This is a genomic window from Ruegeria sp. AN6 (assembly GCF_056540425.1).
Genome location: NZ_JBQFWR010000004.1, coordinates 189,044 through 208,776 on the forward strand (window position 1 = coordinate 189,044; position 19,733 = coordinate 208,776).

General features: G+C 57.0%; 17 protein-coding genes. 10 read left to right on the plus strand and 7 right to left on the minus strand.

Features of this window, described 5'->3' with window-relative positions; genetic code table 11:
* Window positions 1-29 precede the first annotated feature (29 nt).
* The gene (locus tag ACR0MQ_RS09430; RefSeq protein WP_010442888.1) at window positions 30-1,076 is read right to left on the minus strand and encodes a rod shape-determining protein; all 1,047 of its coding nucleotides are present in this window, start codon (window positions 1,074-1,076) and stop codon (window positions 30-32) included.
* A gap of 154 nt (window positions 1,077-1,230) precedes the next feature.
* Here ACR0MQ_RS09430 and ACR0MQ_RS09435 point away from each other — a divergent pair, with 154 nt between their 5' ends.
* The gene (locus ACR0MQ_RS09435; RefSeq protein ID WP_480607590.1) at window positions 1,231-2,025 is read left to right on the plus strand and encodes a 23S rRNA (adenine(2030)-N(6))-methyltransferase RlmJ; all 795 of its coding nucleotides are present in this window, start codon (window positions 1,231-1,233) and stop codon (window positions 2,023-2,025) included.
* 111 nt (window positions 2,026-2,136) lie between these two features.
* Entirely contained in the window at window positions 2,137-3,876 is a 1,740-nt protein-coding gene (locus tag ACR0MQ_RS09440) for an adenylate/guanylate cyclase domain-containing protein (RefSeq protein WP_480607593.1), read from the plus strand.
* Window positions 3,877-3,920: 44 nt separating this feature from the next.
* Here the strand turns inward: ACR0MQ_RS09440 and ACR0MQ_RS09445 are convergent, their stop codons facing one another.
* Window positions 3,921-5,489, minus strand: a complete 1,569-nt coding sequence (locus ACR0MQ_RS09445; protein WP_170771858.1) for a 2-isopropylmalate synthase — start codon at window positions 5,487-5,489, stop codon at window positions 3,921-3,923.
* A gap of 276 nt (window positions 5,490-5,765) precedes the next feature.
* On the opposite strand from ACR0MQ_RS09445, the gene ACR0MQ_RS09450 reads away from it, so the two are divergent.
* Window positions 5,766-6,431 carry an SDR family NAD(P)-dependent oxidoreductase gene (locus ACR0MQ_RS09450; protein ID WP_170771856.1) on the plus strand — a complete coding sequence of 222 codons (666 nt, stop codon included), beginning with the start codon at window positions 5,766-5,768 and terminating at the stop codon, window positions 6,429-6,431.
* Between the two features lie 7 nt (window positions 6,432-6,438).
* On the opposite strand, the gene ACR0MQ_RS09455 is transcribed toward ACR0MQ_RS09450, so the two are convergent.
* Complete coding sequence (locus ACR0MQ_RS09455) at window positions 6,439-7,929, minus strand: 2-isopropylmalate synthase (RefSeq protein WP_170771854.1); 1,491 nt, start codon at window positions 7,927-7,929, stop codon at window positions 6,439-6,441.
* 147 nt (window positions 7,930-8,076) lie between these two features.
* Here ACR0MQ_RS09455 and ACR0MQ_RS09460 point away from each other — a divergent pair, with 147 nt between their 5' ends.
* The 3 genes from ACR0MQ_RS09460 (at window position 8,077) to ACR0MQ_RS09470 (ending at window position 11,773) form a co-directional block, all read left to right on the plus strand.
* Window positions 8,077-9,735, plus strand: a complete 1,659-nt coding sequence (locus tag ACR0MQ_RS09460) for an NAD+ synthase (protein WP_170771852.1) — start codon at window positions 8,077-8,079, stop codon at window positions 9,733-9,735.
* 249 nt (window positions 9,736-9,984) lie between these two features.
* Complete coding sequence (locus ACR0MQ_RS09465) at window positions 9,985-10,293, plus strand: hypothetical protein (protein WP_480607596.1); 309 nt, start codon at window positions 9,985-9,987, stop codon at window positions 10,291-10,293.
* A 148-nt stretch (window positions 10,294-10,441) separates the two neighbouring features.
* Window positions 10,442-11,773: an NAD(P)/FAD-dependent oxidoreductase gene (locus ACR0MQ_RS09470; RefSeq protein ID WP_480607598.1), complete on the plus strand. Its 1,332-nt coding sequence runs from the start codon at window positions 10,442-10,444 to the stop codon at window positions 11,771-11,773.
* A 3-nt stretch (window positions 11,774-11,776) separates the two neighbouring features.
* Here ACR0MQ_RS09470 and ACR0MQ_RS09475 read toward each other — a convergent pair whose 3' ends face one another.
* Window positions 11,777-12,709 carry an MBL fold metallo-hydrolase gene (locus ACR0MQ_RS09475; RefSeq protein ID WP_480607601.1) on the minus strand — a complete coding sequence of 311 codons (933 nt, stop codon included), beginning with the start codon at window positions 12,707-12,709 and terminating at the stop codon, window positions 11,777-11,779.
* 116 nt (window positions 12,710-12,825) lie between these two features.
* Here ACR0MQ_RS09475 and ACR0MQ_RS09480 point away from each other — a divergent pair, with 116 nt between their 5' ends.
* Together ACR0MQ_RS09480 and gltX are read left to right on the plus strand one after the other, a co-directional pair.
* Window positions 12,826-13,260 (plus strand): DUF1801 domain-containing protein, encoded by a 435-nt coding sequence (locus tag ACR0MQ_RS09480; protein ID WP_260024162.1) that lies wholly within the window; start codon window positions 12,826-12,828, stop codon window positions 13,258-13,260.
* A gap of 59 nt (window positions 13,261-13,319) precedes the next feature.
* Window positions 13,320-14,645 carry a glutamate--tRNA ligase gene (gene gltX, locus ACR0MQ_RS09485; protein WP_480607604.1) on the plus strand — a complete coding sequence of 442 codons (1,326 nt, stop codon included), beginning with the start codon at window positions 13,320-13,322 and terminating at the stop codon, window positions 14,643-14,645.
* A gap of 15 nt (window positions 14,646-14,660) precedes the next feature.
* On the opposite strand, the gene ACR0MQ_RS09490 is transcribed toward gltX, so the two are convergent.
* Window positions 14,661-15,272 carry a gamma-glutamylcyclotransferase family protein gene (locus tag ACR0MQ_RS09490; protein WP_480607607.1) on the minus strand — a complete coding sequence of 204 codons (612 nt, stop codon included), beginning with the start codon at window positions 15,270-15,272 and terminating at the stop codon, window positions 14,661-14,663.
* A 94-nt stretch (window positions 15,273-15,366) separates the two neighbouring features.
* On the opposite strand from ACR0MQ_RS09490, the gene ACR0MQ_RS09495 reads away from it, so the two are divergent.
* Entirely contained in the window at window positions 15,367-15,813 is a 447-nt protein-coding gene (locus ACR0MQ_RS09495; protein ID WP_010442480.1) for an RrF2 family transcriptional regulator, read from the plus strand.
* Window positions 15,814-15,815: 2 nt separating this feature from the next.
* Here the strand turns inward: ACR0MQ_RS09495 and ACR0MQ_RS09500 are convergent, their stop codons facing one another.
* Together ACR0MQ_RS09500 and ACR0MQ_RS09505 are read right to left on the minus strand one after the other, a co-directional pair.
* Window positions 15,816-18,344 (minus strand): ABC transporter permease, encoded by a 2,529-nt coding sequence (locus ACR0MQ_RS09500; RefSeq protein ID WP_480607610.1) that lies wholly within the window; start codon window positions 18,342-18,344, stop codon window positions 15,816-15,818.
* Window positions 18,341-19,036, minus strand: a complete 696-nt coding sequence (locus ACR0MQ_RS09505) for an ABC transporter ATP-binding protein (protein WP_480607613.1) — start codon at window positions 19,034-19,036, stop codon at window positions 18,341-18,343. The genes ACR0MQ_RS09500 and ACR0MQ_RS09505 overlap by 4 nt, the downstream gene beginning before the upstream one ends.
* Window positions 19,037-19,114: 78 nt before the next feature.
* Between ACR0MQ_RS09505 and ACR0MQ_RS09510 the strand changes: the two genes are divergently transcribed.
* Complete coding sequence (locus tag ACR0MQ_RS09510; RefSeq protein WP_480607750.1) at window positions 19,115-19,726, plus strand: arylesterase; 612 nt, start codon at window positions 19,115-19,117, stop codon at window positions 19,724-19,726.
* The last annotated feature ends 7 nt before the right edge of the window (window positions 19,727-19,733 follow it).

A 19,733-nucleotide genomic window follows, 5' to 3' on the forward strand; every position in this document is an offset into this window, starting at 1 on the left:
CGAGTTTTCGTACCCTAAGGGTGCGCGCCTTAGCTTTCGTAGTCAATCGCGTGGCGCAGTTGTTTTTCGTATTCCAGCGCTTTGCCGGTGCCCAAAGCCACACAATTCAGGCTTTCATCAGCGATTGACACGGCCAGCCCGGTCTGTTCGCGGAGAGCCAGATCCAAATCGCCCAACAGCGCACCGCCACCTGTCAGCATGACGCCGCGGTCGACGATATCAGCCGCCAGATCGGGCGGTGTGGTTTCCAGCGCGGTCATCACCGCCTCGCAGATCGCCTGAACGGGCTCGGACAGCGCTTCGGCCACCTGAGCCTGGCTGATCTCGATTTCCTTAGGCACGCCGTTCAACAGATCGCGGCCTCGGATATGCATCGACTGCCCACGCCCATCATCGGGCATCCGTGCAGTGCCGATTGTGGTCTTGATGCGCTCAGCGGTCGATTCACCGACCAACAGGTTCTGCTGGCGACGCAGATACGAGATGATGGCCTCGTCCATGCGGTCACCACCCACGCGGACCGAACGAGCATAAACGATGTCGCCCAACGAAAGAACCGCGACCTCGGTGGTGCCGCCGCCGATATCAACGACCATGTTGCCAGTTGGGTCGGTGATTGGCATGCCCGCACCGATCGCAGCTGCAATCGGTTCGGCAATCAGGCCCGCGCGTCGCGCGCCTGCAGACAGAACAGATTGACGGATCGCGCGTTTTTCAACGGGTGTCGCGCCATGAGGGACGCAGACGATAATCTTGGGCTTGGAGAAGGTCGAGCGCTTATGTACTTTGCGGATGAAGTGCTTGATCATCTCTTCCGCGGTGTCGAAGTCAGCGATGACGCCCTCGCGCATCGGGCGGATCGCTTCGATCGAGCCTGGCGTTCGACCCAACATCAGTTTGGCGTCCTCGCCGACGGCCAGAACCTTTTTCACGCCATCCTTAACGTGGTAGGCAACAACCGACGGCTCAGATAGGATCACACCGCGCCCTTTGACGTAAACAAGCGTGTTCGCTGTTCCGAGGTCTATAGCCATGTCCGCTGTGAACAGGCCGCCCAGAGTGCCAAAGATGCCCATACTTCCCTGATCCCGTTTGTCCGAATTTCCACTGCCCGCGACTCGACGGTTCCGGGACGGATGCCTTATAGGGTGCCAACTCGTCCGGTTAAAGGGCTGATTCCGCGATAGTCAGCACCTTTCCGCCTTATTGGTAGGGACTTTAGAAGGCAAAATGCTCTCATATCAACATATTTACCACGCTGGAAATCTGGCTGATGTACAAAAGCACGCTTTATTGTCGTGGACGCTGCGCTATCTGACCCAAAAGGACAAGCCGATCAGTTATATCGAGACGCATTCGGGGCGTGGTCTGTATGCACTTGACGCGGCTGAAGCAGTCCGAACTGGAGAAGCGGCTGCCGGGATCGCGCGTGCGCAGCGTGAGGGTTGGTTTGATCCGGATCACCCAATGATGCAGGTGTTGGGGGCCATGCAGGCCCGATATGGCGCGCCTGCTTATCCCGGTTCCCCACTAATCGCTGCAAATCTGCTCAGAGAACAGGACAGTTTGCACCTTGCTGAGTTGCATCCTCAGGAACATGCGGCACTGGCTACTGCACTATCGCCGTACAGGGCCAAGGTTTACCGGCAAGACGGGTTCGAACTTGCGCAATCTCTGCTGCCACCAACGCCCCGGCGTGGGATGATGCTGATCGATCCCAGCTATGAAGTGAAGGCAGACTATGACCGGTTGCCTGGGGTGATCGCGAAATTGCATCGCAAGTGGAATGTGGGGGTGATCGCACTCTGGTATCCAATCCTGACGGATGCGCGACACAAGCCTATGATTTCATCACTGAAATCCGCCGGATATCCCAAAACGATTTGCCATGAGGTGCGGTTTCCTGCTGCGCGGGAAGGTCATCAGATGATCGGGTCTGGCATGTTTGTCGTGAACGCTCCGTTTGGGTTTGCGGACGAGGCGCGCAGGTTGGATTCAATATTTGCGGGGCTGGTTCACAGGTAACACATGTTCAAGGCGCATTGAGCGTGTCCGACTACACGTCCTGGCTGTGTCTGCAAAATTTCTTGTTCCAAAAGGACCACCGGCCCTAAACTTACAGCAGGGAGGGGTGCCATGAATCGCCGACTTGCTACGGTTTTGGCCGCCGATATGGTGGGTTATAGCCGATTGATGGAAATTGACGAGCAAGGCACGCTGGCGCGGCTGCGCACGCACCGGATTGAGCTTATCGACCCTTCGATCGAGAAAAACCGCGGAAAGATTATCAAGACCACCGGCGACGGAATGCTTGTCGAATTTCCCAGCGCAAGCGACGCCGTAACCTGCGCCGTCGAAGTTCAGAACCGAATGTTGCGTAGGAATGCGGATGTTCCGCAAGATCAGCGCATTCAGTTTCGCATAGGCATCAACCTTGATGAAATCATCTTTGAAGACGGGGACATCTTTGGCAGTGGTGTCAACATTGCCGCCCGGTTGGAACAATCAGCACGAGCAGGCGATGTGCTGATTTCCGGCGCTGTCCACGAACGGGTATCCAGTCGGTTGGAGTTACAGTTTCACGATGTAGGGGACCTGTCGCTCAAGAACCTGTCGCAACCTGTTCGCGCGTACAGGGTCGGATTAGATGCGCCGGCCGGCGAGGCCGAGCAGAACCTTACCGGGCAAGAAGGGACAAGAGTCGTCAAACCCTCGATCGCGGTTCTCCCATTTGAGAACATGAGTGGTGATCCAGAGCAGGAGTTCTTTGCCGACGGTCTGACCGAAGATCTTCTGACTGAGCTGAGCCGCAGGCACGAACTGTTCGTGATCTCGCGCAATTCCTGCTTTGTCTACAAAGGGCAAGCGGTGAACGTCCGTGATGTTGGTGATAAACTGGGTGCGCGCTACATAGTCGAAGGCAGCGTTCGCAAGGCGGGAAATCGGGTGCGCGTTACGGTTCAGTTGATCGACAGTGAATGCGACGGCCATGTCTGGGCCGAGAAATATGACCGTGACCTTGACGATATTTTCACCATTCAGGACGAGGTGATTTCAGCTGTGGTTGCGACTCTGCCGGGGAGGATCGAAGCGTCGCAGCAAGAAGGGCTGGCGCGCAAAAAACCATCGAGTTTCGCCGCTTACGAATGTGTTCTGGCCGCCAAGGTCCTGCATCATCGCAGCACGCGCGAAGATAATGCCGAGGCCACCAAGCTGATCGACCGCGCCATCGAGCTTGACCCCGACTATGCCCACGCCCACGCCTGGAGCGGGTGCATCCGGGGGCAAGCCTGGGGCTATGGCTGGTGTGATGACAGCGACGCCATGATGGCGTCCTGCGAAGAGGCGATCCTGAAGGCGGCCTCGATGGATGACAACGACGCGGATGTTCATCGTTTGATGGGCGCGGTCGAGATATTGCGGAACAATCTGGCGCGCGCGCGTTACCATCATGAACGGGCGTTGTCGCTGAACCCGAACTACGATCTGGTTGTCGTCCAGATGGGAGAGTTGCTAACCTGGTCGGGCCGACCCGACGAAGGCGCTGAGTGGATTCAGAAAGCCATGCGCCTAAATCCGCATCATCCTGCACGTTTCTGGAGCCATCTGGGAAAGGCGCGGTTTGGCGGAAAGCATTATGATCAGGCGATTGACGATTTTGCCCATTTGCCAACGCTGGACTCTGTGCAAAATGCCTATGTCGCGGCGTGCTTCGCGTGGCTGGGGGATGATGCCAAGGCCCGAAAACATGTAGAGGCTATTTATGCTGCGCAGCCCGATACCGAGATCAAAGATCTGGTTGCGACGCTGCATTACGCCCGGGACGAAGATCTGCAGCATTTTGTCGGTGGGGTAAGAAAGGCCGGATTGTCCTGACCTTCCAAACGAAAAACGGCCCGCGACAACGGGCCGATTTTATCTCAGGTCAGATCCTTATAGCTGATCTCACGCGTGTCCGCGCCTGGACCTGCTTTTTCACGGCGCATGATCAGGCGGTTCAGCGCGTGGATATAAGCTTTGGCCGAGGCAACAACGGTATCCGTATTTGCTGACTGACCGGTGGCAATCATGCCATCCTCTTCCAGCCGTACAGAAACCGTGGCTTGCGCGTCCGTACCTTCGGTCACTGCATGGACCTGATACAACTGCAGATGCGCCTTGTTCGGGTAAATCGCTCGGATCGCTTTGAAAGTCGCGTCGACTGGTCCGTCGCCGTGCTCGGTGGCGATGACATCTTTGCCATCGAACTCAAGCTCGACCGTCGATTCAGCCTGACCGCCTGTACCGCAGGTCACTTTCATCGACACCAGTTGCAAACGATCGTCGTCGTCGTCCAGCGACATCAAGGCGATCAGATCGTCGTCAAAGACCTCTTTCTTGCGATCTGCAAGATCCTTGAAGCGCACAAAAATATCCTTGAGCTGGTTGTCTCCGACCTCATAGCCCAGCGTCTCAAGCTTGTCGCGCAGTGCAGCCCGGCCCGAGTGCTTGCCCAGCGGCAATGACGTGCCTGAAAGACCGATATCCTCGGGCCGCATGATCTCAAAATTCTCGCGGTTTTTCAGCATTCCGTCCTGGTGAATACCGCTTTCATGGGCGAAAGCATTTTTACCCACGATGGCCTTGTTGAACTGGACAGGAAAGCCCGCCACGGTCGCCACTCTGCGGGAGATGTGCATGATCTTGGTGGTATCTATCCCAGTATGCCAAGGCATGATGTCGTTACGGGTGCGCAACGCCATAACAACTTCTTCCAACGCGGTGTTGCCCGCGCGCTCGCCGAGACCGTTGATGGTGCATTCGATCTGACGCGCCCCACCCGCGACTGCGGCCAGAGAATTCGCGGTCGCCATGCCAAGGTCGTTATGGCAATGCGTTGCAAAGACCACCTCATCTGCACCGGGGACCGTTTCGATCAGGCGTTTGATCAGGTCGGCGGACTCGACCGGGGCAGTGTAGCCGACAGTATCGGGAATGTTGATTGTGGTCGCACCCGCTTTGATCGCAATCTCGATTACGCGGCACAGATAATCCCATTCGGTCCGCGTTGCATCCATCGGCGACCACTGCACGTTTTCGCACAGGTTGCGCGCATGGCTGACTGTTTCGTGGATCTTGTCGGCCATCTCGTCCATCGTCAGGTTCGGTATGGCGCGATGCAGTGGAGAGGTGCCGATGAACGTATGAATCCGGTTCTTCTCGGCGTGTTTCACGGCCTCCCAACAGCGGTCGATATCGGCAAAATTGGCGCGGGCCAGACCGCAGATGCGGCTGTTCTTCGACCGTTCGGCGATCTCGGATACTGCCTTGAAGTCGCCTTCCGATGCGATCGGAAATCCTGCTTCAATGATATCGACGCCCATCTCATCCAAAAGCTCGGCAATCTCGAGCTTTTCGTTGTGTGTCATAGTCGCGCCTGGGCTTTGCTCGCCGTCGCGCAATGTGGTGTCGAAGATCACGACGCGGTCTTGGTCGGTCACGTTTGTCATGGGGTTCTCTTTCTTCTTCTGTCCTAAAGCCTCTTGGCGCGCGGGCGTCCTCCTCTGAGCGGGCGCGCCGGATGGCACGCTCAGAGGCGGATTAGGATCAGTAGACCACGCAGCGATGCACCGCAGGATGCGGCGTCGGCAAAAGCGATATCTGCGCGGTTGATCATGGGCTTCAGCTTATACAGGGCGCATGGCGAATGAAAAGCGGGAAAATGAACCCTAGTTGAAATTGATTGAGCTGTTGAAGGGACTTGGTTTCCTTCTAGCTCTGAAGTCATGGAAACCGCTTTAATCATAGGTGCATCTGGTGGAATTGGGCGCGCGCTGAGCGATTTGTTGCAAGCGCGGGGCGTTGAGGTGACGCGATTGTCACGGTCTGTGGATGGGTTTGATCTGACGGACCCTGATGTGGTAGCGCGGATTTTGAATACTCTCTCTGATCCGTTCGATCTGATTATCGTTGCATCTGGCGCGCTTGAGATAAACGGGGCTGAACCTGAGAAGTCGATGCGCGCCGTGTCAGCCCGCGCGATGATGGACCAGTTTGCCCTGAATACTATTGGCCCTGCATTGGTCCTCAAACAGGCTCACAGGCTGTTACCACGTGACCGGAAGGCAGCCTTCGTTGTGTTGTCGGCGCGCGTCGGGTCAATTGAAGACAATCGACTTGGTGGTTGGGTAAGCTATCGTGCATCGAAGGCTGCGGTGAACCAGATTGTGCATACAGCCGCGATTGAGCTGGCGCGCACGCACAAACAAGCTGCGTGTGTCGTGATGCATCCCGGCACGGTTAAGACTGCATTTACGAAAAAATATCTCGGACGCCACCCTGCAGTCGAGCCCGAGGAGGCGGCGGAAAATTTGCTTGCCGTTATCGCAGGGCTCTCACCAACCGACACGGGCGGGTTTTTCGACTGGGCTGGCAAGCGCGTGCCTTGGTAGGGCTTTGTTAGCCGTCACTCGTATCTGCGTTATCTGTATCGGTTTGAGGTTCTGAAGGTTCGGCCTCTGGTTCTGGATCAGTTATCTCAGCAGGGGTATCTGTTTCACGCGCCAGGGTGTCATTTTCCCAGATCCCAGATTCAACTTCACCACCGGCGAAACGCATTGTGCCTTCACCGTGACGCTTATTGTTCAGAAAATTGCCTTCGTAGACGTCGCCTGTTTCATAGGTTGCTATGCCAGCACCGTTGATTTTTCCCTCAGACCATTCACCTGTATAACTGAAACCGCCGGGGCGAGTGAGCGTTCCTAGTCCGTGGCGTTTGCCATCCTTAAACTCGCCTTCATATATAATACCGTCCGGGAACGTGGCTTTGCCCTTCCCTTGCCGGACACCATCAACCCAATCTCCGTCGTAACGATAGCCGTTGGCGAAGGTCAGAACTCCTTTGCCATGACTGCGCGCGTTTTTAAACTGCCCCGAATAGACAGTTCCATTTGGATAGGTCGCTGTTCCGGTGCCTTCAAATACGCCTGCAACCCAGTCGCCGTCATAAACAGTGCCGTTTGGATAGGTCGTCCGCCCTTTGCCGTGCTGCAGGTCATCCAGAAAGTCACCGACATAAACGGAACCATCCGCATAGGTTACCTCGCCCAATCCCGCGATCTGACCATCTGACCATTCGCCGGTATAGCGAAAGCCGTCAGTGCCGGTAAATGTGCCTTGTCCCTGACGCAGGTCGTCGGCGAAATTACCTTCATAGACCGCGCCACTGGCGTACGTGACTTTGCCTTCGCCCTGACGCCGCCCATTGATCAGCGCGCCTTCGTAGACGTCACCATTGGGGTGTGTGAGCCGACCGGTTCCGGTCATGTTGTCATCAAGCCAGTCACCGGTATAGGTCAATCCGCCAGTCAGATTCAGAGTGCCTGTGCCAGCACGTTTCCCGGCTTTGACATCGCCATCATAAGTGCTGCCGTCAGCGTAGGTGATCTTGGCCTTGCCTTCTTTTTGGCCGTCCACCCAATCACCATCGTAGATATATCCGTCGGCACTGGTCAGCACGCCCTGACCGTGGCGCTTAGCTTCCTTGAACGTGCCCTCGTACCGCATGCCATTGGTGTACTCGGCAATACCGTCGCCATTGATCGCACCTTTGGACCATTCACCTTCATAGGTTTGCCCGTCGGCATAAACGATCTTCCCGAGTCCTTCAGGTTGGCCTTTTACGAAATCGCCTTCGTAGACCGAACCATTGGCGTATCGTGCCGTACCCTTACCCTGAATCTCTCCTTCGACCCACTCACCGGAATATTCGAATCCGCTGGGCAGCCGATAAGTGCCTGTGCCGTGCCGCAGGCCGTTTTCGAATGTGCCTTCGTAAACACCTCCGACGTCGTCGTCGGCTATGATGATCTGATCATTTTGCTGGGCCGCTGCAATTTGCGTCAGCATGGCGAATGTAGCAGCGGTAAGGGATGTGCGGATCGCGTTCATATTTGTACCTGCCTGCGGCTCTTGTGAGATGTTGGCGCAAAACTAGGATACCGCAGGGGGCAGAGCAACGGGTTTTGCCGCATTTGCCTTTCACTCGCGCTGTGATCTGCTAAATCCCTGAAGGACTGACGAGGGCAAGAGGGCAAAATGGCCGACCGTTTCCGCATCACTCTGGCGCAACTGAACCCAACCGTTGGGGATATCGAAGGGAATGCCGCAAAGGCTGCTGCGGCCTGGCAGCAAGGGCGCGCGGCGCAGGCTGATCTGGTGGCGCTGCCTGAGATGTTCATCACCGGTTACAATACTCAGGACCTGGTGATGAAGCCTGTGTTTCATCGTGCGGCGATGCAAGCTGTGCAGGCGCTGGCAGAAGACTGCGCCGAGGGCCCTGCGCTCGCAATCGGAGGTCCTTGGGTCGAGGAAGACAAGCTTTATAACGCGTATCTGGTCCTCAAAGGTGGGAAGATCGTAAGCAAGGTTCTCAAGCATCACTTGCCAAATGAAACCGTCTTTGACGAGGTTCGGCTCTATGACGCAGGTCCAATGGGTGGACCCTATGCGGTCGGTAACGTCCGGGTGGGGAGTCCGATTTGCGAGGATGGCTGGCACGAGGATGTCGCCGAAACACTCGAGGAAACCGGGGCTGAGTTCCTGTTAATCCCCAATGGGTCGCCCTATTTCCGAGACAAATACGACATCCGGCTGAACCATATGGTGGCGCGTACGGTCGAGACAGGCTTGCCAGTGATCTATTTGAACATGGTCGGCGGGCAGGATGATCAGGTTTTTGATGGTGCCACTTTTGGTCTGAACCCCGGCGGAGAGCTTGCATTCCGTATGCCGGTCTTTGATGAAGCAGTGCAAAACATCGATCTGATGCGCACCGACGACGGCTGGCGAATCGAACTTGCAGAGGTGGTGCCGCAGCCAGATGCATGGGAGCAGGACTATCGCGCTATGGTGCAGTCTCTGCGCGACTACATGGCTAAAACCGGCTTTAAAAAGGTGGTGCTTGGCTTGTCAGGGGGTGTTGACTCAGCATTGGTTGCAACGATTGCGGTAGATGCCATCGGGGCGAACAATGTGCGCTGCGTTATGTTGCCATCAGAATATACCAGCCAAAGCTCTCTGGATGATGCAGAAGCCGTCGCGAAGGCGTTGGGAGTTCACTATGATTTTGTTCCGATTTCCGAAGGTCGGACAGCGGTGACCAACACGCTTGCCCCGCTATTTGCCGGGCGCGAGGAAGATTTGACCGAAGAAAATGTTCAGTCCCGCCTACGTGGTCTGTTGTTGATGGCGATCTCGAACAAGTTTGGTGAGATGCTGCTGACGACCGGCAACAAGTCCGAGGTCGCGGTAGGATATGCTACTATTTATGGCGACATGAACGGAGGCTACAATCCGATCAAAGACCTGTACAAAACCCGCGTGTTCGCGACCTGTCGCTGGCGCAACGCCAATCACTGCGATTGGATGATGGGCCCCGAAGGAGTGGTCATCCGTCCCTCGGTCATCGATAAGCCACCGAGCGCTGAATTGCGTGAAGATCAGAAAGACAGCGACAGCCTGCCGGATTACCCAGTTCTGGACGCCATTCTTGATATATTGGTGGATAAGGATGGCTCGATCGCCGATTGCGTAGCGGCAGGTTTTGATGAAGGCGACGCGCGGCGCGTTGAGCACCTGATTTACATCAGTGAGTACAAGCGCTTCCAGTCCGCGCCGGGCACACGGCTGACCCCGCGGGCCTTCTGGTTGGATCGTCGTTACCCGATTGTAAATCGCTGGCGCGATCAGAATTAAGAGCCGGATCAGTTTCTATCGCTATGATTGTTTCCAATTCGTCGGCAGTTGGCTTAAGTCATAATAATTGTCCATACATGACAACTGGTTATGGAGATCTGGCGCACGTTCGGCTTGTAATTGGGTCCTTTTTTTGCCACATTTGTGTCAAGAGTTCGCCTTGCGTGAGGTGAATGTGACGTAATCCGGTAAGCCGCTCTGCTATTTCAGAAACTGCGACCGTGATTGTTGATTTGAGATGGGGCATCCGTGTTTTTGGGTGTCAGTAAAGGTGATGGTGGTCAAATGACGAATGGATATGACAAATCGCTTCATGCTCCATTGCAATGGAAAACAATGGAGTCTGAGCCGCGCAAGCTGGATGAAGAAACGCTTGATTCTTCGATCGCAGAAATTCTGAACAAAGAGGATCTTGCGCCGCCGCCGGCTACAGACAATGAGCCGACGCGACCGGAATTTCCATCCTTGAATTCGCAAGAAGTTCTTGCTGCAAAGCCTGATACTGGCCGCAGATCTTTCCTGCGCCAAACATGGGAGCAACTGTCCGGCGCTGCCTGATTAAGAACAACCAGCGCTGCGTGGTGCGTAATGGGCTGGCTGATAGGCAACAGGTTGTTGCATTCAGTTGACCCACCTCCATTTCTCATTGCCAGAATACGCGTTCTCGGGCTGGATACCGCTTCGATAAACAACTTCCGAGCGGTTGATGCCAGGTCCTTCTCCGACTCCCGTCGAATCTGATATTACCCTTCCTAAATCGGTGGATGTCGTCGTTATTGGTGGCGGAATAATTGGTGCCTCGACGGCTTTTGAGTTGGCCGAGCGTGGCGTTTCCGTCCTGTTGTGCGAAAAGGGCCGGATCGCCGGTGAACAGAGTTCGCGTAACTGGGGTTGGGTCCGGCTTGGGATGCGCGACCCACGCGAGATCCCATTGATGCAGGAAGCTCTGCGCATCTGGCGTGGGTTGGATGAACGCCTTGGGCGGAGCACGGGCTATGTTCAGTCGGGGATCGTATTTGGCGCATCAGGCACACGCGACGTTGGTAACTTGACGCGGTGGTTGGAGCATGTTGAAGGGCAGCAGACAGGTGCCCGTATGGTATCGCACGCTGAGTTGGCCTCACTATTTCCAAACTCCACCATGAAACCGCAGACTGGGCTCTATATGCCGCAAGACGGACGGGCTGAGCCGCAATGGGCGGCCCCCGCAATGACCGAGGCGGCCCGCAATTGTGGGGCCGCGATCATGACACAATGCGCAGTGCGCAGCGTCGATCTCGAGGCAGGTCGGATTGCAGGTGTCTTCACCGAACGAGGGCGAGTTCGTTGCAGTCAGGTGGTGTTGGCGGGTGGGGCATGGTCGCGTCTTTTTGCGGGGAACGCAGGTATCGCTCTGCCCCAACTCAAGGTGCTGAATACAGTCTTGCGGACCTCACCGGTAGAGTCCGGGCCGGAGGAATCGCTTTGGAGTGATGATTTCGCCATTCGCAAACGTGCGGACGGGGGCTATACGATTGCGTCGGGTCACGAGAATACTGTGGATATCGTTCCTGACAGTTTTCGACTCGGCCTTCAGTTCTTGCCAGCGTTTCGGCAAGAGTGGCGTTCCTTGCGGTTTCGCCTGTCGCGCCGCTGGATGGTCGAGGCAAAAGAGGACAGAACTTGGCTGCCCACCGATGTGACTCCGTTTGAGCACTGCCGGGTGCTGGATCCCGAGCCCTCTCGAAAAGTGTTGCGAAAGGCCTGGTCCAACGCTCGCAAAGCGATGCCAGTACTTGAGGAGGCAGAGATCGTCCAAAGCTGGGCCGGGCTGATCGATGTGACCCCGGATGCGATTCCAGTTATCTCAAAAGTAGACGAATTCCCGGGTCTGCATATCGCAACCGGGTTTTCCGGCCATGGTTTTGGGATTGGGCCAGGCGCAGGTCGGCTGATGGCGGATATTGTCACCGATAGCACGCCCTGCGTTGATCCAGCCGCCTTTCGCCTGTCCCGTTTCACGGATGGTTCAAAAGTACGGCCAGATCCTGGTTATTAGGCCCTAGCCCATCATTTGATAGCTGACCGGTACGAACCGGAACCCCTCGCCGCGTGTTTCAACGTACCCGGCAGCTGGGAAAGGCATGTGATAGCCGATCATGGGTATTTTATCTGCGGCCAGCATACCCAGCACATTCCGACGCGACGCGGTAGCCGCTGCAGCGTCCATATCGAAGCTAAAGGGCCATTCGGGGCGCGCAAATGACCAGACGTAGTGATTTGCCAGATCGGCCGTCAGAACCAATCGTTGTCCATTGCTTTCCAGATGATAAACCGTGTGACCAGGCGTATGTCCGTGAGCCGCCATCGCTGTTATTCCCGAAGTGACCTCTCCACCATCGTCAAGGAACGTCATCTTTTCGGCTTGGGGTGTGACCTTCGCTGCAACCATATCTCCGACGCGGTTGCCCGCATCCATCGCAGACCAGAAATTATATTCCGGCGCGGCGGTTACAAATCGGGCGTTCGCAAATGTCGGAGCGTCATTCGTTGTCATGCCTCCGATATGGTCGGGGTGCATGTGCGTGATCACGACCACATCAATTTGGTCAGGTGAGACTTCTACGTCAGCCAGCGCGGCTTGGATACCGCCTTGACCCAAGCCTGTGTCGAACAACACCAGTTCAGAGCCGGTATGGACCAGTGTCGGAGTAAAGAAGAATTGCGCAACATCAGTTGGAATGAAGTTTTCCGCAGAGATTGCTGCAAATTCGTCGTCAGATACTTCAGCTGCGAATAGTGCCTTTGGCTCATCACGTGGCACGCTGCCGTCGAGCAGGGTGGTAACTGTGAAATCGCCCAACTGGAATGATTTTGCGATGGTCGAATTTGCTTTGCTCGGCTTACCAGCTGCGAAAGCCGGCATCGCGGCAGAGGCAAAAGGCAATGCGGCAGCGGCACTCAGAGCAGCCCTGCGAGTCAATTTGATCGTCATATCTAAGTCTCCCTGTCAGAACGCCAGTAGTGGAAATAGGTCGGAGCGTTTCTCTTGCCAGTTATAGACCCAATACATGGACTGCATGGATGAACATTACGTGTTAATTTTTGTTCATGCCGCGATCTGAGAACAAAACAGTGCCCACCGGGCAAAATATTGCTGAATTTCTGGCGACCGTTCAGCCGCTGCGTAAGGCGGACGAGGCGCAAGTGCTGGACAGGCTCTTTCAGGATACCACCGGGTTTACCCCAGTGATGTGGGGTCCGTCGATCATTGGCTATGGCCGGTATCACTATCGCTATGCTTCCGGGCGGGAAGGCGATTTTTTGGCGACCGGGTTCTCTCCGCGCAAGGCTGCGCATTCCATCTACATCATGCCGGGTTATGCTGATTTCGGAAATATCCTGTCTCGACTGGGTAAACACAAGCTGGGGAAATCCTGCCTCTACGTGAACAAGTTGTCAGACATCGATCTCGACGTGCTTCGTGAACTCATCAAGGCTGGGCTCGAACACCTGTATGATATGTGGCCGGTAGAGCCGACCTGAACGCCCTGCTGGACAAAAACGCGCCCATGTGACATGAGCCGCGCCAACAGGAGACTTCCATGACCACGACCCGTTTTGCCCCGTCGCCCACCGGTTACATCCATGTGGGCAACCTGCGCACCGCCCTGATGAACTATCTGATCGCCCGCAAAGCTGGCGGTACGTTCATTCTGCGCATTGATGACACCGATCCCGAGCGGTCGAAGGAAGAATATGTCGACGCGATCAAGCAGGATCTGGAGTGGTTGGGCCTGCATTGGGACCGGGTTGAGCGACAGTCGGAGCGTCTGGACCGCTACGCCGAGGCCGCCGACAAGCTGCGCGAGATGGGCCGGTTCTATGAGGCGTTCGAGACGCCCACCGAGCTCGACCTTAAGCGCAAGAAGCAACTGAACATGGGCAAGCCGCCGGTCTATGACCGTGCCGCGCTGAACCTCAGCGACGCCGAGAAAGAAACCCTGCGCGCTGAGCGTGGCAACGGCGTCTGGCGGTTCAAACTGAACCACGAGCGTATCGAGTGGAACGATGGCATTTTGGGCGACATCTCGATCGATGCCGCCTCGGTATCCGACCCGGTGTTGATCCGGGGTGATGGTCAGGTTCTCTATACGATTGCGTCCGTGGTCGATGATACCGAGATGGGCGTGACCGACGTGGTGCGTGGTTCGGACCATGTCACCAACACGGCGACGCAGATTCAGATCATCGAAGCGTTGGGCGGCACCTGCCCACGCTTTGCGCATCACTCTCTGTTGACAGGCCCGCAGGGTGAGGCCCTGTCTAAACGTCTGGGCACACTGGCCTTACGTGATCTGCGAGAGCAGGGCGTGCAGCCAATGGCCCTGCTGAGCCTGATGGCGCGTCTGGGTTCTTCTGATCCGGTTGAGCTGCGTGCTGAGATGTCCGAGCTGATCGACGGGTTCGACATCAACCGTTTTGGCGCGGCACCAACCAAGTTCGACGTGCAGGACCTGTTCCCGCTGACGGCGAAGCACCTGCAATCGCTGCCTCTGGCCGAAGTTGCGGATGCCGTTGCAGAGGCGGGTGTTCCGGATGAATTGGCAGAACCTTTCTGGACCATGGCGCGTGAAAACATCACCACCTTGAGCGATCTCAAAGGCTGGTGGGATCTTTGCCGCGATGGGGCCGAACCTCTGATCGCAGATGAAGATCGTGAATTCATAGCAGAGGCGGTGGCCCTGCTGCCCGAAGGTCCGTTCGACGCAGATACCTGGGCGAATTGGACCAAGGCGGTGAAAGAGGCCACGGGCCGTAAGGGAAAAGGCCTGTTCATGCCGCTGCGCAAAGCGCTGACCGGGATGGAGCGCGGGCCAGAGATGGCGACCTTGCTGCCGCTGCTGCAGGTGATCCGCGCGCGGGGCTGACCCGCAGAGAGTATCTTAAAACACGAAGGAGGCAGGCAGTTGGCCTGCTTTTCTTTGGTCTCCGGGCTGCAAAATACGAGCCGATACGCGCTTCAGACGGTCGTCCACGAATTCAGTCTCGGTGAGATTGAGTTGCTGATGACGCGGATATCGCGGTTCGGCACGATCATTCAAAATCGGCGCGTCCCAGCCATCGGTTGTGGCAAAGAAGCGATCAGCGCCGTCCGATCCAAATGCCCTCAGGTACCCCTGCACCACGACATCGATATAGCTCAGCAGTAGTGGATGGTGATTGCTGGGCGCTGTATGGCGGTCATGGGGCACAGCGTAGACGGCGATTTCTGCCTCCTGCGTCAGCGTATGGGAGACTGATCGCGTGGCAGGCAGGCGTTCATAGGCCCATTCCCGTTCATCCAGCGCGGCCCAGTCGTTTTTGGGCACGTGAGCGATCATGCCGTCGATTTCTGACAAGGGATCTGGAATCGCAGTCAGAAAGGCGACCGGGCGCAGATCGGTGTGCCGCCACGCCCTCCGCCAGCCCTTCAGACGCGCCGGGCGCGGGTCGGGAAAATCGTGCGTCGACAGGTTCACGAGGCTGCCATAGCCGAAGAAATAGGGGTCTGCCATGCGGGTCGTGTCCTTCTTTGACGATTGATGTATGTCAAACAGTCTTTTTACAGAACATGCAATAAGGCTTCATCTTGAGATTCGGGAGGCCCTCATGCGGATTACCAAACGGACGAATATCGCGGTGCGCGTATTGATGTATTGTGCCGCGCATCAGGATCGGCTGGTTACTAAGGCTGAGATTGCAGAAGTCTGCAACATCTCCGAGAACCATCTGGCGCAGGTGATCAACCAGCTTAGCCAGTTGGATTATCTCAGTACCCAACGTGGCCGCAATGGCGGCATGACGCTGGCCCGCTCGGCAGATCAGATCCGGGTCGGGTCTGTGTTCCGCCATGTTGAAGGTGGATTGCCGATTGCCGAGTGTTTTGCGGATGCAGACAATACATGCCCGCTGACCGATGCCTGCCGCTTGCGATTGGCGCTGCAGGATGCGGCTGAGGTGTTTTATGCGTCCTTAGACGAAATCACGCTTGATGCGTTGGTTTGTGACAACGACCAGTTGCTGAAGATACTACAGCCAGTCGCGTGCGTGCGTTGAACTTAGTCACTGGCGCGAAGAATGCGCGCCGGACGCACTGAAAGCGGGCGCAGCGCAAAGAGCATCCCCGCGCCAAGCGTTACCGCGACGCCCGCGATAACGATCCCGAGCGCGGATGACCAGATAATCGCGAAATCTGTGTCGAAGATATATGTGGCCACGGCCCAGCCGCCCAAAATACCGGTCAACAGGGCGACACATCCGGCAGCGGCCCCCAACAGAATAGCTCGCAAGGCAAAACTGCGCAGGATGCGGCCCCGGTCCGCGCCCAGAGTTTTGAGGATCGCCGCTTCATATCTGCGCGCTGGCTCTCCTGCGGCGGCAGCACCGATCAACACCAGAAAACCGGTCAGCAGGGACACGCCTGCGCCATACGAGGTAGCTGCTGCCAGGCCCGCCAGCAAACCAGAGACCCGGTCAATGGCATCGCGGACGCGGACCGCCGTGATGTTGGGATATTGCCCCGCCAGATCGCGCAGGATGGCGGCTTCGGCCTGCTCTTCGGCATAAACTGTTGCGATGAAGCTATGCGGCGCGCCCGCCAGCGCGGAGGGATTCATCGACATGACAAATCCCATTCCAGCGGTCGAAAAATCAACTTCGCGTAATGAGGTCAGTTCAGCAGTGATATCGCGGCCAAGGATATTGACCGTGAGTTCATCCCCAAGTTTAAGCCCCATCTCAGCAGCCTCCTCGGCGGCAAAGCTGACTTGTGGAGGGCCGCTGTAATCTTCGGGCCACCACACTCCGTCGGTCACGCGGGCATTCTGCGGCGGTTGGGCGGAATAGGTCACGCCCCGGTCGCCGTCCAGAACCCAGTGATCGCCTGCAATCTCTCGCGCGGGTTGTCCATTGATCTTGGTAATGATCCCGCGCAGCATTGGAGCGCTTTCTACCCGACTGACGGCGGGGTCAGTGTCGAGACGTTCGCTGAACCCGGGCATCTGATCCTTCTGGATATCGACGAAGAAATATGAGGGTGCCACTTCTGGCAGGTTCCCCGAGATCGCATTGCGCAGGGTGCCGTCGATTTGTCCCACCGCTGCGAGGACCGACAGGCCGAGCCCAAGGGACAGAACCACCGACGCTGCGCCTTCGCGTGGGTCAGAAATGGCGGACAAGGCCCACCGCAGGGCAGGGCGGCCTCTGGTCCAAGGCGCGCCCGCGCGGGCCAATTTGCGAATGGCAAAGGCAGAAAGGGCCAGCAAAGTAAGCGCCCCGGCCAACCCCGCGCTGGTCCAGAGGGTCAATCGGGTTGAACCACTGAACCATGCAGCGGCTCCGATCAGTGCGGCCAAGCCAATAGCGGTCGCTACGACATAGATCAGGCGCGGGAAACTGCGCGCCGATGTTAGCGCATCCCGAAACAAGGTTGCTGCGCGCACCTCCTCGGTTCTGGCCAGCGGCCAGAGTGTGAACAGGAACGCGGTCAGCACACCATAAAGTGCGGCCTCGAACAGTGGCTGCGGATAAAGCGAGAAGACTGCGGGGATTGGCAATTGCGTTTCGATTACGGGGGCCAGTAGCAGCGGCAACACACCGCCCAGGACCAAGCCCATGATAATACCGATGCTCGACAGAACGGCGATCTGAATCATATAGGTCTGAAAGATTGTCGCCCTATCAGCGCCCAACGTGCGCAATGTCGCAATCGTCTCCGTCTTTTGGGAAAGATAGGCTCGCACGGCAGCAGACACCCCGATCCCGCCAACGGCCAATCCCGACAGGCCCACCAGAACCAGAAACGCGCTGAGGCGGCCTACGAATTCAGATATTCCCGGCGCACCGTTGCGAGCGTCGGTCCAGCGCATGCCGGTCCCCTCGAAGGCCTGCTTCGCTTCCAGCGACAGCGCATCCAATTCGGCAGCCTGAGGCAGGTCCAACCTGTACTTAGTTGAAAACAAAGTGCCCGGCGCCAACAGGCCGGAGGACTGCAGATCTTCTGTCCGGACCAATGTGCGCGGCCCAAGCGAGAACCCATCAGCCGCGCCGTCAGGTTCGTGCTCTAACGCGGCCATCAGAACAAATCTCTGCGTGCCAAGTTCAAATTGGTCGCCAATCGTCAGGTTTAGGCGGTCAATCAGAGAGGGGGCCATGACTGCACCAGGCAGCCCATCGGCACCTGCAAAGGCATCGGTCAGAGTAAGTTCAGGTTCAAGGATCGCCGAACCTAACAGCGGATAAGCGTCATCCACAGCCTTAACCTGGGTCAGCCCACGTTGCATGTTCGTCCCGTTTCCCGTTACGGCCATAGACCGAAAATCAACAACCTCTGAAACCGCATGTGCGGTTTTTTCCATCCAAGCGCGTTCCTGATCATTGGCAAAGCGATAGGTGAATTCCAGTTGCGCATCCCCGCCCAGTAGCGATGCGCCCTCTTGCTGAAGGCCGGTCTGGATTGCTTGGCGGACCATGCCGACCGCGGCAATCGCTGCAACGCCCAAGGCCAGACAAGCCAGAAACACCCGAAATCCACGCAGCACACCGCGGAGTTCGCGCCGTGCCAGTCGTCCTGCCAGACGCAGGCTCATTCGGCTGCCTCGCGCTGCGACTCTTCAGCGATGCGTCCATCCCGCAACCGCACGACGCGGTCGCATTTCTGCGCCAGCGTGTGGCTATGCGTGACCAGAACCAGGGTGGCACCATGCCGGTCGCGTAGACCGAACAACAGATCTATAATCGCCGCACCGTTGGCTTCGTCCAGATTTCCTGTGGGTTCGTCTGCTAGCAAAATCTTAGGGCGTGGGGCCGACGCACGGGCCAGCGCCACACGTTGCTGCTCGCCACCTGACAATTGCGCCGGGTAGTGATCGCTTCGATGTGACAGCCCCACAGCCTCTAGCTCGGCCTCAGCGCGCTTGAAAGCATCCTTATGCCCTGCAAGTTCGAGCGGGGTGGCGACGTTCTCAAGCGCGGTCATCGTCGGGATCAGGTGAAAATTCTGAAACACGACGCCCATCGCATCGCGCCGGAACCGAGCAAGTGCATCCTCACTCATTTCCGTCAGATCATGGCCCAATGCCGTGACACGTCCGCCGGTCGCCTGTTCCAACCCGCCCATCAGCATTAGCAGTGAGGATTTCCCTGAACCAGAAGGGCCGACCAACCCCAGCGTCTCGCCTTGGTTCACAGACAGAGAGATGTCGTGCATAATTTCCACCCTTCCGGCATTGCCATCTAGCGATAATGCGGCATCTTGGAGCGAAAGAATGGGTGTCGTCATTGATCAGGCCATCAAGAGGGGTACAGTCCATTGGGATATGGCGTGAAACAGAAGCTACGCAAGGGTTTGATCTCGGGCATGTTCATCTGTTGCGGAATTGCAGCGACGGCAGAGCCAATTGTGATTGCTGCGCTCGGAGATTCCCTAACACAAGGATATGGGCTGCCGGAACAAGACGGGTTCGTGCCGCAACTACAGCGTTGGCTTCAGGAAGAAGGTGCGGAGGTTCGGTTGATCAATGCCGGTGTTTCCGGAGATACGACCGCAGGGGGCGCTGCCCGCGTTGACTGGACCCTGACACCAGAGGTCGACGGCATGATTGTTGCACTTGGTGGCAATGATCTGTTGCGTGGCATCGATCCGAGCGTTGCTCGATCAAACCTCGAGACAATACTGCGTGTTGCAGAGACCGCGGATGTCGAGGTGCTTATAATTGGAATGCAGGCGCCTGGTAACTACGGAGCCGATTACAAGCAGAGTTTCGATGCCATGTATCCAGAGCTGGCAGAGCAATATGATGCACTTTATGTGGAAAGCTTTTTTGACGGGCTCACAACCAAAGGCGATCCGGCGGCCGCGCGCCAGTTCATGCAATCTGATGGTATCCATCCAAGTGCCCAAGGCGTTGCGCTGATCGTTGACACGCTGGGCCCCTTTGTCTTGGCGCTTACGGAGCGCGTTGCCGAATAGGAGTACG

Bases quoted from the DNA above. Each gene is read 5' to 3' on its own strand.
- ACR0MQ_RS09430 (WP_010442888.1), bottom strand. From the start codon at position 1,076: ATGGGCATCTTTGGCACTCTGGGCGGCCTGTTCACAGCGGACATGGCT.
- ACR0MQ_RS09435 (WP_480607590.1), top strand. From the start codon at position 1,231: ATGCTCTCATATCAACATATTTACCACGCTGGAAATCTGGCTGATGTA.
- ACR0MQ_RS09440 (WP_480607593.1), top strand. From the start codon at position 2,137: ATGAATCGCCGACTTGCTACGGTTTTGGCCGCCGATATGGTGGGTTAT.
- ACR0MQ_RS09445 (WP_170771858.1), bottom strand. From the start codon at position 5,489: ATGACAAACGTGACCGACCAAGACCGCGTCGTGATCTTCGACACCACA.
- ACR0MQ_RS09450 (WP_170771856.1), top strand. From the start codon at position 5,766: ATGGAAACCGCTTTAATCATAGGTGCATCTGGTGGAATTGGGCGCGCG.
- ACR0MQ_RS09455 (WP_170771854.1), bottom strand. From the start codon at position 7,929: ATGAACGCGATCCGCACATCCCTTACCGCTGCTACATTCGCCATGCTG.
- ACR0MQ_RS09460 (WP_170771852.1), top strand. From the start codon at position 8,077: ATGGCCGACCGTTTCCGCATCACTCTGGCGCAACTGAACCCAACCGTT.
- ACR0MQ_RS09470 (WP_480607598.1), top strand. From the start codon at position 10,442: ATGCCAGGTCCTTCTCCGACTCCCGTCGAATCTGATATTACCCTTCCT.
- ACR0MQ_RS09475 (WP_480607601.1), bottom strand. From the start codon at position 12,709: ATGACGATCAAATTGACTCGCAGGGCTGCTCTGAGTGCCGCTGCCGCA.
- ACR0MQ_RS09480 (WP_260024162.1), top strand. From the start codon at position 12,826: ATGCCGCGATCTGAGAACAAAACAGTGCCCACCGGGCAAAATATTGCT.
- gltX (WP_480607604.1), top strand. From the start codon at position 13,320: ATGACCACGACCCGTTTTGCCCCGTCGCCCACCGGTTACATCCATGTG.
- ACR0MQ_RS09490 (WP_480607607.1), bottom strand. From the start codon at position 15,272: ATGGCAGACCCCTATTTCTTCGGCTATGGCAGCCTCGTGAACCTGTCG.
- ACR0MQ_RS09495 (WP_010442480.1), top strand. From the start codon at position 15,367: ATGCGGATTACCAAACGGACGAATATCGCGGTGCGCGTATTGATGTAT.
- ACR0MQ_RS09500 (WP_480607610.1), bottom strand. From the start codon at position 18,344: ATGAGCCTGCGTCTGGCAGGACGACTGGCACGGCGCGAACTCCGCGGT.
- ACR0MQ_RS09505 (WP_480607613.1), bottom strand. From the start codon at position 19,036: ATGACGACACCCATTCTTTCGCTCCAAGATGCCGCATTATCGCTAGAT.
- ACR0MQ_RS09510 (WP_480607750.1), top strand. From the start codon at position 19,115: ATGTTCATCTGTTGCGGAATTGCAGCGACGGCAGAGCCAATTGTGATT.